This is a genomic window from Colwellia psychrerythraea 34H (assembly GCF_000012325.1).
Classification (GTDB): domain Bacteria; phylum Pseudomonadota; class Gammaproteobacteria; order Enterobacterales; family Alteromonadaceae; genus Colwellia; species Colwellia psychrerythraea_A.
In genome coordinates, this window is record NC_003910.7 from 3521930 (window position 1) to 3536113 (window position 14184).

At 38.3% G+C, this 14184-nt stretch carries 12 protein-coding genes and 1 pseudogene; 5 read left to right on the forward strand and 8 right to left on the reverse strand.

Going from position 1 to position 14184, the window contains the following annotated elements:
- The first annotated feature begins 203 nt into the window (after positions 1 to 203).
- On the forward strand, positions 204 to 1706 hold the full coding sequence (locus tag CPS_RS15130; protein ID WP_011044154.1) for a PLP-dependent aminotransferase family protein: 1503 nt from the start codon (positions 204 to 206) through the stop codon (positions 1704 to 1706).
- Positions 1707 to 1714: 8 nt separating this feature from the next.
- Here the strand turns inward: CPS_RS15130 and CPS_RS15135 are convergent.
- From CPS_RS15135 to CPS_RS15150, 4 genes and pseudogenes are all read right to left on the reverse strand, one after another.
- Positions 1715 to 2458, reverse strand: a pseudogene (locus tag CPS_RS15135) (alpha/beta hydrolase family protein); the annotation flags it as partial.
- A 67-nt stretch (positions 2459 to 2525) separates the two neighbouring features.
- Positions 2526 to 2996: a DoxX family protein gene (locus tag CPS_RS15140; RefSeq protein WP_011044156.1), complete on the reverse strand. Its 471-nt coding sequence runs from the start codon at positions 2994 to 2996 to the stop codon at positions 2526 to 2528.
- A 93-nt stretch (positions 2997 to 3089) separates the two neighbouring features.
- Entirely contained in the window at positions 3090 to 3404 is a 315-nt protein-coding gene (locus CPS_RS15145; RefSeq protein ID WP_011044157.1) for a thioredoxin family protein, read from the reverse strand.
- A gap of 24 nt (positions 3405 to 3428) precedes the next feature.
- A complete protein-coding gene (locus CPS_RS15150) occupies positions 3429 to 3914 on the reverse strand; it encodes a YHS domain-containing (seleno)protein (protein WP_011044158.1) in 486 nt (161 codons plus the stop codon).
- 135 nt (positions 3915 to 4049) lie between these two features.
- Here CPS_RS15150 and CPS_RS15155 point away from each other — a divergent pair, with 135 nt between their 5' ends.
- The 3 genes from CPS_RS15155 (at position 4050) to CPS_RS15165 (ending at position 6593) form a co-directional block, all read left to right on the forward strand.
- Positions 4050 to 4871, forward strand: a complete 822-nt coding sequence (locus CPS_RS15155) for an AraC family transcriptional regulator (RefSeq protein ID WP_011044159.1) — start codon at positions 4050 to 4052, stop codon at positions 4869 to 4871.
- A gap of 439 nt (positions 4872 to 5310) precedes the next feature.
- Positions 5311 to 5694, forward strand: a complete 384-nt coding sequence (locus CPS_RS15160; protein ID WP_011044160.1) for a VOC family protein — start codon at positions 5311 to 5313, stop codon at positions 5692 to 5694.
- 218 nt (positions 5695 to 5912) lie between these two features.
- Positions 5913 to 6593, forward strand: coding sequence for a helix-turn-helix transcriptional regulator (locus tag CPS_RS15165; protein ID WP_011044161.1), 681 nt, complete (start codon positions 5913 to 5915; stop codon positions 6591 to 6593).
- 103 nt (positions 6594 to 6696) lie between these two features.
- Here the strand turns inward: CPS_RS15165 and CPS_RS15170 are convergent, their stop codons facing one another.
- Complete coding sequence (locus tag CPS_RS15170) at positions 6697 to 7995, reverse strand: DEAD/DEAH box helicase (RefSeq protein ID WP_011044162.1); 1299 nt, start codon at positions 7993 to 7995, stop codon at positions 6697 to 6699.
- Positions 7996 to 8159: 164 nt separating this feature from the next.
- Positions 8160 to 8564 (reverse strand): hypothetical protein, encoded by a 405-nt coding sequence (locus CPS_RS15175; RefSeq protein ID WP_011044163.1) that lies wholly within the window; start codon positions 8562 to 8564, stop codon positions 8160 to 8162.
- A 420-nt stretch (positions 8565 to 8984) separates the two neighbouring features.
- Here CPS_RS15175 and CPS_RS15180 point away from each other — a divergent pair, with 420 nt between their 5' ends.
- A complete protein-coding gene (locus tag CPS_RS15180; protein ID WP_011044165.1) occupies positions 8985 to 12389 on the forward strand; it encodes a DEAD/DEAH box helicase in 3405 nt (1134 codons plus the stop codon).
- A gap of 76 nt (positions 12390 to 12465) precedes the next feature.
- Here the strand turns inward: CPS_RS15180 and CPS_RS15185 are convergent, their stop codons facing one another.
- Positions 12466 to 13269 (reverse strand): HvfC/BufC N-terminal domain-containing protein, encoded by an 804-nt coding sequence (locus CPS_RS15185; protein WP_011044166.1) that lies wholly within the window; start codon positions 13267 to 13269, stop codon positions 12466 to 12468.
- Positions 13270 to 14133: an MNIO family bufferin maturase gene (locus CPS_RS15190; protein ID WP_041737941.1), complete on the reverse strand. Its 864-nt coding sequence runs from the start codon at positions 14131 to 14133 to the stop codon at positions 13270 to 13272.
- Positions 14134 to 14184: the final 51 nt, after the last annotated feature.

Genomic DNA, 14184 nt, shown 5'->3' on the forward strand with positions numbered 1-14184 from the left:
CAAGTGGTTAAGTTCGTTTTCTTACAAGTGCAGTTATTATTAACGAAAGCAAAAAAGAGAACAGATACAATTTATAAAATAAAAAAGGGTACAGTTAATTCAGACTTTGTTATATGGTGACTGTGTTTTACGGTCACAACGCTAGAAAGTAATAAGCAACAACAGCAAAGTTGTCGTTTTAATATTAAAAGGTAAACGAATAGATGAGATATATTGATCTTGCTGAAATGTGTATTGCCGATATCAGCAGTGGAAAACTGGTAAAAAATAGTCGCATGCCATCGTTAAGAAATTTTCGACAACAGCATTCAATAAGCATGACCACGGCACTTAACTGTTATCAGTATCTTGAATCCTTAGGTTGGATCCTTGCTAGACCACAATCAGGGTATTTTGTTTGCGGGCAGCGAATGGCTAATGAAAAACCTGAACTCGTTGCTTTTAAAAGTATTATGACTGATCCAAAGCTCCCCGTTGTTAAGCCTTATTATCAGCATGGCAATTCATCTGCTTGCGCAATAGATAGCGCACACAATACTTCTGCCAATCATTCGGTATATCAACCCGCGAATAAAGACATAGTGGGGCCGCTGGGCGTTGCCCGTATTTCTACAGATTTTATCCCGCTAGATAAGTTACAAAACAGTTTTCGTCGAGCCCTTAAAAGGCAAGGCAGTAATATTAGTTTTTATCCCGATATTCAGGGAGAAAAAATACTGAGAGATACACTGAGTAGCCACTTTAAGAGTTATGACTTTCATATCCCCAGTGATGAACTGTTAATCACCAATGGCTGTATGGATGCCATTCAAACGGCAATAGAAATATGCACTGACTTTGGCGATGCTGTCGCCATCAGTTCACCTTGTTTTAATGGAATATTAGACATGTTAGCCGCACTTGGGCGTAAAGTTGTTGAAATTCCGTCAACAGAGCAAGGCATTGATCTTGTCCAACTTGAACAACATATGAAGAGTAATCAGATTAAAGCGGGCTTGTTTTGTACTTCACATATGAATCCTCAAGGTATTTCTATGACAGCATTACAGAAGCAGCACTTAGTTAACCTTGCGCAAACCTACAAGATTCCGATTATAGAAGATGATGTTTACATTGAATTAGCGCACGGTAAAGTCATGCCCTTACCTGCCAAACATTGGGATAAACACGGCTATATTTTATGGTGTGGTTCAGTGTCAAAAACAATTGCGGCAGGCTATCGATTAGGCTGGTGCTGGCCGGGTCGTTTTACCGAGCAATATTTACAAAAGCGTAAGTATTGTAATCAAGGGGTTTCTTCTCCAGTACAACTTGGCCTAGCTGATTTTATTAGTAATGGTGATTATGCAAAACACCTGAAAAAGTTGCGGGTAGCGATACAACAACACACATTGAGTTATCAGCGTTACTTAACAAAAAACTTACCTGTTGCCAGTAAGATCAGCGATCCTTCCGGTGGTTTTGTTTTATGGATTCAAGTGCCCAATTTAAATGGCCGTAAACTTCTTGCACTAGCAACTGAGGGTAATATTGATATACGCATTGGTGAGCAATTTAGTACCCGTGATTTGTATCAAGATTACTTTAGAGTCAACACGGGTTTTATGATAACCGAGGGTAATGACAAAGACACTCGAGAAGAAGTAGATAGCCAAATTAATAAGTTGATGAAATTAGTTAAAGTCGCTAGTTCAGAGAGGATTTAAGGTGATGGAATATAGCGACTCGCCCACCCTGAAATTGTTTGAGCGACATATTCACTATCGATTGATTTTGATAAAAGGTGATCCGCTGTGTCTAGGCTAACGAAACTTTTAGGGTGTTTTGCAGCCTTGTAAATTTTCTCTGCATCTGAAATATCTACAGTTAAATCTATCGGTGAATGTAATACCAATAAAGCTTTATTAAGATGCTGAATATGTTCTGTCGTTTGGTTACGTAAATCATCCAAAAATTGTTTCTTAATGGTAAATTCACGTGAGCCTAAACTAACTTTCGCCGAGCCACTTTGATCTATTTTTTCGAGGTGTGCATCAAAGTTATGTATGACATGACTTGCTTCATACGGGGCACCAATTGTTACTACACCTTTGACTTTAGGAAGTTGTGAAGCCATTGCTAAAACAGCCGCGCCGCCAAGACTGTGACCTATTAAAAGTTGAGGTGCCTCATAATTCTGTTCAAGAAAATATGCAGCTGACACTAAATCTTCAGTATTAGATGAGAAATTAGTATTAGCGAAATCACCGTCACTATTCCCTAAGCCAGTGAAGTCAAATCGAAACACAGCAAAACCATGTTGCACCAAAAATCGACTAATTCTTGATGCTGCAGCCACATCTTTACCACAGGTAAAGCAATGAGCAAACAAAACATAGGCTCGTATTTTTTGCTCTGGCGTTTCTAACAAACCAGCTAGATATTGATCTTGGCTAGGAAACTCAACTTTCGTTCTCATTAATTAATTCCTCAGTTTACTATTAACCTTGCTTATACAAAGACATATAAATTAACTACAAGAGCTGTTAATTTTTGGCATTAAAGAGCTGTATTTCAACTAGACGGTCTAGCGCTAAACGTCCGCCATTAAAAATAACAACCTGTGCTAATAATACTCCCCACAAGACATGTTCGGCATACGCTACAGGAGCAATCTCCTCCAAACTTATTACTGCAACAATATTAACAAAGAATAAACCCAAGGCTGAAAAACGACTTGCTAACCCTGCCATCAATAACAACGGCAACACAATTTCTGCGGCGGTTCCTAAATAAGCGGCTAACTCAAACGGTAATACGGGTACTTGATACTCATATTCAAATAACAATAACGTACTTTCCCAGTCTCTTAATTTAGTCAAGCCTGATGAGAAAAACGCCCAACCAACATAAAAACGTGCAGCTAATAATGCAACAGGCTCTAACAGGCTTATTTTTCCTGCGACATTACGGTAAAAGTGGCTAAGTGATAACAATAAATTTTTTAAGGTATGCATAGTTATTTATCTTTAAAAGTAAAAATTAAGTGATGGTTAATGTTGCACTGACTAATAGTTTATTATTCAGTGCCGCATTATTTAAAATGAGAATTAGGCAAGTTTATCTAACCATTGCATCATTTGTTGTGGTGGCAACCCACCAACACGCTGATCAATAATTTCATTATTTTTCACTAACATCAGCGTTGGTACACTGCGTATACCATAATCTGCAGCAACATTTGCCATATTATCGATATCAATTTTAATCGTGTTAAATCGACCATTCATCAAGCCAGAAACGTCTTCAACTATGGGTGACATTGATTTACAAGGCCCACACCACGAAGCAGTAAAATATAACAGTGAATATTGATGCTGAGATAATAGATCATCTATTGAGTCTGCTGATGTTAGTTGTTTCATAATAAAACCTTATTTAAGTAGATATTAGTCGTAAACTTTTTCAATTTGCTCTTCGGTTAACCCTTTAATATCAACCCAATTAATTTGAGCTGTTTCGATGTAACCTGGAATGTCAGTTACCCATTTCTTTTGTACGTCTTTATTTAGGTTTAGGTATAATTTGTCGCCACGGATATGCCAAGCAGTAGGGTCAGTATCGAATTTTTTATTCATCGTTACGCCAAAAGCACAGAAACCACCGTACTGTGGTGCATATTTACTTGGCTCAGATTGAAAAAGGTCACGATTATCAGCCGTAGAAAACTGGTAAATAGCGCCGTTATAAGCTGCTGTAAATTTATCAGAACCTTTCGTTGGTTTACCTTTTGTAAAATAAGATACGGTGTCATAGCCTTTAATGGCTAAATCATTGCCATTTGCATTTACTTCAATGTTCGCTGCAAAACTTAAACTACTAACTAATAAGGCAGAAGTTGCGAAAGTGGATTTTATCAAGGTTGAAAGTTTCATTATTTACTCCAGTATTTAATTATTAATAAGGATGTTTTCCTTGGTTGATAATATAGGCCTTTCAATCACCCAAAAGGAATGACATAGTCCTAACTTTGAACCCGATCGTCCAGAATAGTCATAAAGAGAGATAAAATGGATCAACTTTCAGTCATCTTGCAACGCTTTTCGATGAATACAGAGGTTTTCTTTACCGGAAACTTATGTGGTATTAGTCATTTTAATAAAGAGCCAAATCGAGGACACTTGCATTTACTTCTCAGTGGGGAGTTAACGCTGATTGATGAAGAAGGTAAATCTCGATTGGTTAATGAACCGACCGTGTTATTTTTTCCAACACCTCATGCTCATCGTATTATTGGTAATGAAGATAATCCCCCTGAACTGGTGTGCGCCAACATCATTTATAACGAAAGTTCTTCTAATCCAATTGCTAATGCTCTGCCTTCGATGATGTCATTTAAACTTAGCGACGACGAAAGATTGAAACAAACTGCAGACTGGTTATTCGAAGAAGCCTTTCACGAACGATCTGGACAGCTACCCATGATTAATTCGTTAACCAATATATTTCTTATTCATGTGCTTCGTCATGTACTAGATAACAATATTATGCAGCATGGTTTACTCGCTGGTTTAGCTCATCCGCAGGTGTCTATTGTTTTACTCGCTATTCATAAAGCGCCAGAGCAACAGTGGGGATTAGAAGAAATGGCTGAACTTGCCATAATGTCACGATCAAAATTTGCGGATATATTTAAACGTACCGTTGGTCAAAGCCCAGGAGATTATTTAATTGATTGGCGTATCATTGTGGCTAAAGGTTTATTAAAGAAAGATAAGCCTGTGGCATTAGTTGCCAATGCCGTTGGTTATGAGAACGGATCAGCACTAGCAAGAGTATTTAGAAAAAAACTGGGGATCTCGCCTAAACAGTGGGTTGAACAAACGCGCTAACTTGATTTTTCTATATGAATGGATTTAACCTTCTCAACGTAGCCAAAGCCTTAATTTTACGTTTTCAATAAAAAACTAATGACTACTGACACCATGCTGTCAGTAGCACAGTGGTATTGTTCTTTTATCGCAGTCAAAACGATTGCGAACTTATACCAATTTGATTAAATTTCTTCCCAACTCAGAGCTTTGCTCTATGTTCAATAACAAGGAAAATTTGTTTCGGTTTAGTCATTCTAAATCAAATAAATTTAACGATGTTAGTGGGCATAGAGTAAGCTCCCAGAGGGCGAGTTTAAAAGGCTTACATGCGACGTTATTGATTTTGACAAGGGAATAACCATTCTCTTCAATCAATGCCTTGCCTCTAAGCCTTTTAATTCTCGCTGAGTGGGAAAGAACTTAATCAACTTGGTATCATTAATTAAAGGAATACAATATGTTAGAACATTCTCCATTGGTCTGGGCTGAAATATCTGTTACTGATATGAACCGAGCAGTTGCATTTTATCAAACGCATTTTGATTTAACGTTTAAACACGAAGTAATGAATGACATGGAAATGTCTATTGCTGAAACGGCCAACATAGGCGACCCAAGTTTTGCCCTTTTGAAACACGATATGATGGTGCCAAGCCGAGATGGCAGCACAGTGTATTTACATCTTAGTTTGACGTTAAATGACAAAGTGAATGAGATTAAAGCAGCGGGTGTTGAAATTTTATTACCTCCAATGCCTATTAAAGAAGGCGAATGTGGCTACATTGCTATTTTTGTAGATAGCGAAGGAAATAAAGTTGGGTTGTGGTCTCAAGGTCTGTGATGATAAAACTAACCTATTAAGGTTTCATCAACATGTCTAACTCAACAACAAGATCACAAACTGAATGAAACTGGTATAACTAAAATACCCTCTTAACAGTATATAAAAATAATACAGATACCCAAACCACTTGAAGATGCGTGTTTTAAGTCGCTTGGGTATAAGCCCCTTTCAATACTGGGTTTATGTATTATACCAATTGATGTAATGGAATAATAATGCGTCGTGCAGACAGACTTTTTCAAATCATACAGTTGTTAAAGAATCGCCGTTTAACTACTGCGAGTTTATTAGCAGAAGTACTCGAGGTGTCTACAAGAACTATTTATCGAGATATTCAAGATCTCATTGCCAATGGTATTCCTGTAGAAGGTGAAGCAGGTGTAGGGTATTTATTACGTCGTGAAGTAGACGTACCACCCCTTATGTTTAATGAGTCAGAACTTGAAGCGATTCAAGTAGGCATAAGAATGGTAGAAGCTTGGGGAGGTAGCGAACTCGCGAGTTCAGCCAAACAAGCAATGATCAAAATATCTGCAGTTTTACCTGAAAGGCTGCAAACATTTAACTCATTAATGTTTGCACCTAAGTTTCATGCCAAATCAAATGAATTTCAACATCTAGACCTTTTACGTAAAGCGGCCACCGATAGACAATACCTTCAAATGGATTATGAAGACGCTAAACACGCGCAAACCAGTCGAGAAGTACGTCCACTCGCTATCCACTTATGGAGAGGCTGTTGGACACTATTAACCTGGTGTGAACTTAGAAATGACTTTCGAAACTTTCGCATCGATAGGATAATATTGATTAACCTTACTCCACGATTTTTTCCTGTGGTAGACGGTGAAGAACTCGATGATTTCATCAAGGAAATGCAAAGAAAGTATGGATAATTACCGCCTCCCCTCTCTTTGAGCTGAAGCAAACAAGGACTAAAATTGAATGCTTCGCTAACTTAGACCCAAACTACCTGAAGATGCTTGGCTATAAATGGACTTATTCTGGTTTAGAATATCCTGACCAGATATCGGCATTTACTGATGTTTTCTTTTTACGTTTTTTCTTACCAGTACCTTCAGGCGCTGCCATTGGTTTCTCAACGGCTAAAATTGAATCACCGGTAATTTCAGCGGCTTCAAAACCTTCAACTTGCTCACGTTTAAGCCTAAATTTGTTCTTCTTTTCGATCACGCTGAAGTGATGATAATCTTCATGGTCGATAAGCGATATGGCTAAACCTACTTCGCCAGCACGACCACTTCGACCAATACGGTGCATGTAGTCTGATGGACTTCTTGGTAAGTTAAAGTTGATGACCACCGGTAGTTTTTCGATGTCTAAACCACGGGCAGCAATATCCGTAGCAATTAACACTTCAATATCGCCAGCTTTAAAGCCATCAAGCACACGACTACGTTCGCTTTGACCTTTATCGCCATGAAACACGGCGGCGGTAATACCACGTTTAGCTAATTTTTCAGCTAAGTGTTCACAATGGTGTTTGGCATTAACGAAAATAAGCGCTTGTCGCCATTGCTCTTGCTGAATCAAATGCGCTAATACCGCTGTTTTTTCACCCTTATTCACGGTAAAAACACGTTGAACTAACGTGCTGGCATCCGCACTTTGTAATTGTATTTCAATCGGGTTGTTAAGCAGTTCTTGCGTTAACGTTGTTACTTGTTCAGGAAAAGTCGCTGAAAATAATAAGGTTTGTTTTTTCTTCGGCGTTAATGCCAACAACGCTGTTAGTTCTTCAGTAAAACCTAGGCTTAACATGCGGTCGGCTTCATCAAGTACTAAGGTTTTAACCTTATCGAGCTTGATGGCATTACTTGAAATTAAATCAAGTAATCGACCCGGCGTTGCCACCAAAATATCGACGCCACCGCGTAATGCGAGCATTTGAATATTGACTGATACGCCACCAAAAACAGCAAGGGTTTTAATTTCGCCATTAAAATGCACTGCATAAGATTTAATACTGTCTGCAACTTGCTTGGCGAGTTCACGAGTAGGTACTAAAACTAGTCCAGTAACAAAGTTACCTTTACTGTTTTTGCTGCCCGATGAAATGTCTTCGCGTAATTTCTGCAACATAGGCAGTGCAAAGGTGGCTGTTTTACCTGAGCCGGTATTTGCCCCTGCAATTAAGTCACGTCCCGCGAATACACTTGGGATAGCTCGCGCTTGAATAGGCGTTGGCTGATGATATTCCAGCTCAGCTAATCGCGCTAATAAGGGGGTAATAAGGCCAAGTTCTGTAAAGGTGGCAGGCGTTGTAACAGTTGTCATTAAAATAAAGGGCTCAAAGCTAAAGTAATTGCCCCTATTTTAGCGTATTTATGGTCTGTTAAGTTAGTGAAATTGATCAAACATTGGAAGATTGATTCTTAGTGCACGAATAACAACAAACGCTTTAGTTATTTACTCTCGTTATATGACTGTAAAGCATACCATTATTGTTGATGTATTAAACCGGTATCATCGTTTTCAAAACCATGACATATGTAGCCACTCATCTTACGTTTTTTCTTAGCTATTTGATGAAAGTGCTCATAACCCACTGAAAAGGCAAACGGATTGGCGTTGTAATCTGCATAAGATTGATCACTACCATTGTTAGCTTCTCTGATACCTGCAGCAAAAGAGCTTAAAAAGTCATCTCGGTTGTTGAGCAATATTGTTGTCTCGCCATTCCCGCCTTCAACCAATTCTAACGCGCCTAAGTCAATATACTTATCAACAACTACATTATTGAAAAAGCCACTGTATTGCTCAGTTTCAACATCATAGGAAACGGGAGAATCATCTGAAGCTTCCATTAATGAGACAAATAGCTCTCTTACTTTTTTTGAAATCACTCTCTGTATTCCTTGCTTAGCCCATACTCTTTACTGATTTTACTGTTTATTTAGTAAATTAACTAGGTTGTCCCTGGTTAATTTACTTAAATAACAAGGGACCTATTCTGAAGCAAAAAAGAGCTGTGACTGGCGTAGCAGGTCATTTCATCTACGAGGTTAATCAAAGATGTTCAAAGTAAAGTGAAAATCATTGAACATCTTTGATTGAAATACAGTTACCGTACTTATGAATAAGCAGTCTATATGGTACTATCGAAGTTACATAATGAGTGGCCCGCTATTAGCAATTAACCCTGAAGGTTCTATTGCTGTAATTGATATTTATCATTTTATTGATATTTTTCATCTTATTAATAAAAGATAACGACCCAACTTTCCAACTTACCGATCGATTTGAATTCTTAATAATTAAATACTATGGCCAAAAACACGTTTACTCCTGAATTACTTGAAAAACACTTTACCAAAAATGAATGGAAAAAAGGCGCGAGAATTTTTCAGGCAAATGGCGTTAAAACCTGCGCCCTTGACGGTGAAGTAATACGCGGTGTAGTTTTTAGTGAGCGCTCGCGCGAATCAAGTTATTTAACGCGTTTAGTCTTTGATGGTAAGTTTGGTGATATTGCCAGTTATTGTGATTGTTATGTCGGTCGCGATTGTAAACATGGTTCAGCGTTAGCGCAGTGTTATATTCACGAACATTTTGACCGAAACAGCATCGCTACCTCAGAAACAATAATAGATAAATGGCTTAACCGTTTTCAAGCTCAGCCAACTAGATACCAGCCCAATACCCAGCAAAAATCATTATTATACTTTTTAAAGCCCAACCCATATAACGAAGACGACTTTTTAACTTTAGGTATTAAGTCAGCTCGACCAAAAAATAGTGGCGGTTGGAATAGTTCTATTGGCAGTGAATATTCTGCCAGTTCGTTGATTAATAGTGCCTATGCGAATGACGAGGATGTTGCTGTACTTACCGAGCTTATGCGTACTAACCAGTATGGCGATACCATTAAGTATTTTGATTTATTTGAACGCATTATAAAAACTAATCGTAGCTTTTGGCATACAACGTACGACTTAAGCGAGCCGGTGACGTTAAGTGAGCCACTAGAAGCAGAATGGCAGTGGTTAGCGTTGGGCAACAGTTTACATACGTTAAAGCTTGTTTTAATGCAGCCATCAGAAAGTATTCGTATTATCAAAGCACAGCCACTGTGTTTTTATGACGAAGAAAAAAATTGCTTTGGAAAAATTAATACTAATACTCAATGTGATTTTGAAGCAGGTTTACTTAATTCCCCTATTTTTGAAGAAGATAAATTACCCTGGATAATGAGTAAATTATCTATGTCCTTAGGTGATGCAGTGAAGCGTTTGCCTAAACCTAAAACAAAATACTCACAAGAGTTAACACAACCTGATGTGTACTTGCACTTTACTACGCCAGTAGCCTCTAATCGACAAACGGGTTATGTGCAGGTTAATTTTTCCTATCAAGGTAATTTAGTTAATCCCCATGATGAAAACGTTACGATTACGCCATCAAACGTAACTAAGCTTAGTATTGATAGTGATGCCCAGAGTGATGCCGATAGTAATATTGAGAGTGGTGCTTATAGTAATATTGAGGATGAAGTTGAGCGTGAAAATGTAAGTCCACGCGAGATAAAAATTTATCGTGACTTAGCCTTTGAGCAAACGGTTATTGATAAATTGACCACGCTGAAATTTAACCCTCAACCTAAACCTAAACGTTACACTTATACTAGTCAGGACGATTTGAACAAAAGTAAAACTCCTGAATTTGCCATGCTGATGCAAGGCAGTGTCTTGTGGCAACGCTTTTTACATCAAGAATTATCACCACTTGAAGATCTAGGCTGGCATATTACTTTTGCTGATGATTTTTATTATAAAGCGCTTTCTACTGATAGCGTATTTGATGCCGAAGTGATGGAAACCGATGATCATGACTTTTTCTCATTAGGGTTAAACTTAACCATTGATGGTAAAAAAATGCCTGCGTTTCCTATTTTGCTTAGCGCTATTGAGCAGCTACCGAGATCAGCATTACTTGACCGCGAAAAAGAAGACCTTATTTCTCCTGACTCCCCTATTTATGTAGATTTAGACAATGGTGGTTTTGTTGCCCTACGTTATCAAAGCGTGCAGCCAATATTAAAACAGTTCATTGAACTATTTATGCCTAATGCCTTAAGCCATGATGGCACTATAGAGCTATCGCGTTTTCAAGGGCATCAAACGTTATCGATGTTAGATGACCAAGGCATGATAGCAAAAGGCACAAGTAAGCTAAGAGCGCTGGCTGATAAACTAAAAGACTTTCAACAAGTAACTACGATTCCTGTACCCGAAGGTTTAAACGCGACGTTAAGAACTTATCAGCACCAAGGACTAAACTGGTTACAGTTTTTACGCGAATACCAATTAAACGGTATTTTGGCTGATGACATGGGTTTGGGTAAAACCATTCAAACCTTGGCGCACTTATTAATTGAAAAACAGCAAGGTCGACTGACTAAACCGATATTAATCGTTGCGCCTACCAGTGTTATTTTTAACTGGGCTAATGAAATAGATAAATTTACCCCTCAACTTTCTTATCAAGTATTACACGGTAACAAACGTCATGAGCAATTTGGCTGTCTTGAGGGCGTCGAAAATGGTGAAAATCAGGTTGATATAATCATCACCAGTTATGCGTTGATTACTAAAGATTTAGCACATTACACTGACCGAAAATTTTATTACCTTGTGCTTGATGAAGCCCATTATATAAAAAATACCAAAACTAAATTATACCAAGCGTTTCTGACACTAAAAGCGCAGCATAAATTGTGCTTAACGGGTACGCCGATGGAAAATCATTTAGGCGAATTCTGGGCACAATTTAATTTTTTACTGCCTGGTTTTTTAGGCGGACAAAGACAATTTACTAAACTCTTTAGAACACCTATAGAAAAACATGGTGAGCTAGAGCGTAAGCAGTTATTAAATCAGCGTATTAAGCCGTTTATTTTACGTAGAACCAAAGACAAAATAGCCACTGAATTACCACCAAAAACTGAAATAATTCAAACCTTGCGTATTGAAGGGAAACAAGCTGAGTTGTATGAATCGGTGCGCTTAGCGATGGATAGTCGCTTAAAAGATATTATTGCTGATAAAGGTTTAAAACGCAGTCAGATAGAAGTATTGGATGCGTTATTAAAACTAAGACAGGTATGTAATCATCCTAAGTTATTGAAACTTGAAGGCGCTAAAAAAGTAAATCAATCCGCTAAGCTTGATTATTTAATGGAAACACTGCCAGAGCAAATAGATGAAGGCCGTAAAATATTAATCTTTTCACAGTTCACCAGCATGCTCTCTTTAATAGAGGATGAGTTGATCGATGCAGGTATTGGTTATGTTAAATTAACGGGCTCAACCACTAAAAGACAAGAGGTAGTTGATAAGTTTCAACGCGGTGAAGTGCCGGTATTTTTAATTAGCTTACGCGCTGGTGGTGTAGGTTTGAACTTAACAGCAGCCGATACGGTTATTCATTTTGATCCTTGGTGGAACCCAGCAGTAGAAAACCAAGCCACTGATAGAGCTTATCGAATTGGACAAAACAAACCTGTGTTTGTTTACAAATTGATTATTGAAAACTCTATAGAAGAAAAGATTCAAAAAATTCAGCAAAACAAAGCCGAACTCGCCAAAGCCTTGCTATCTGAAGAAGTCAGTGATAATAAGCTGAGTTTAACTGACGATATCTTGGACTCGCTACTTACACCACTGAGCTAGAGACGAGCTAGAACTAAGTGAGTAGAAACATAAAGACCGATACAATTAGTATCGGTCTTTATCGATAACTTATACGTCACTGCTGAAGAAATTCTTGTTTTATTAATATGCCATCATCTAGCCATCTTAGTAGATAATTTAAGGCCACTTGGCTAGCTTGCTCTTCACTCACTTCTTCGAGTAAAAAGTCACATAAAGCGGTAAAACTCGCACCATTTAAAATCATAGTGATCAGGTTATATTCTTGCTGTGGCAAGGAACGAAATTGCGTTAGGCGATCATTATTTCGCCAAAGCAACCAATCACTATGCTGCGTTTTTGCTGGCTCAGGTGATTGCTCCTGTTTTAGCGCTTGCCAAGTTTCCACACTATTGTAATGAAAGTGCGCCAGTTGAACACTTGGGTGAAAACGAAAAACTAAATCAGGCCAATGTTCAGGCGGCGTATTTGCGAGTAAGTCACGGGTAAATCGCTTTGCGTCAGCCGCGTCAAATGCCACCATAAGTAAGCGTTCAAAATGGGCTAATTCGCTAATAATAGGATGATCTTTAAATGGCACGTTATTGGCTAAAAACAATGGTAATTTATCAGCGTAATATCTAAGCGAGGTATTATCAGACGGGTAAGCATTAATATAACCTAAGACCATTTGATCAAATAAATCATCACCAAGGAAAAAACCTAACATTTCATGGTCGTTTTCAATGGTTTCTTTCAGTCTTGCTTGGTAAGCGTTCTTGTATATATGAAGACGAACATCACGGGTAATACTGCCGTGGTCCTTAATCTGCTCCATAATATTAGTCGTGACCTTGGGGTCGTCATCGACTAAATAATCAATTAATTTTTGCTGTAATGATGCTAACGGTAATTTATCCACTTACGTTACTACCTCCCGTTGCTTCACTCGCTCCAATTGACCTAAAGTATCGTAAGCAATGTTCCGTGCGGTTTCAACTTCAGCTAATAGCTCAGCCAGCGGCGGAATATTATCATCGCGTTCAATCATAGTGCTTACCCAACCAAACCTTTGTAATGCTTGTTTATATAGAGCCCAAACAGGATCAGCAACTGGGTGGTCATGGGTATCAATAACGTAATTTCCGTAATCAGTATGACCCGCTAAATGAAATTGCTTGACCTTGTCTTTGTCGATACCTTCAAGATAATCTTGTGGGTCAAATTCATGATTTCGTGCGCTGACATATATATTATTTATATCTAACAAAATGTTACAGCCTGAGCGACGAGCAACATTATTGAAAAAGTCCCATTCACTCATTTCAGATTCTTTATAAGTAATGTAGCTAGATAGGTTTTCTAAAAGGATAGGACGGCCTAAAAAATTTTGAACTTGGTCAACACGATCGCAAACATGATTTAATGCTTCGTCGTTATACGGTAAAGGCAATAGGTCATGACTGTTCGTTTGATTAACGCCTGTCCAACAAAGATGGTCTGAAATCCATTGTGGCTGTAGTTCGTTTACCAGGACTTTTAACTGCCGTAAATACTGCATATTTAACGGATCAGTTGAACCAATAGACAACGAGACACCGTGCATCACCATAGGATAAAGCTCACGGATTGCGTGTAAATAGTGTTTGGGTTTACCACCGTCTACCATAAAATTTTCAGAGACAACTTCAAACCAATCAATATTGGGTTTAGTTGCTAGCACATCTTGAAAATGATCTGTTCTTAGTCCTAAACCAAAGCCGAGGAAATCATCAGGTGGAGCGATACCGTCAACAGCGCTAGAGAGTGAATACTCTCTAGCGCTAGCTTGATTTGT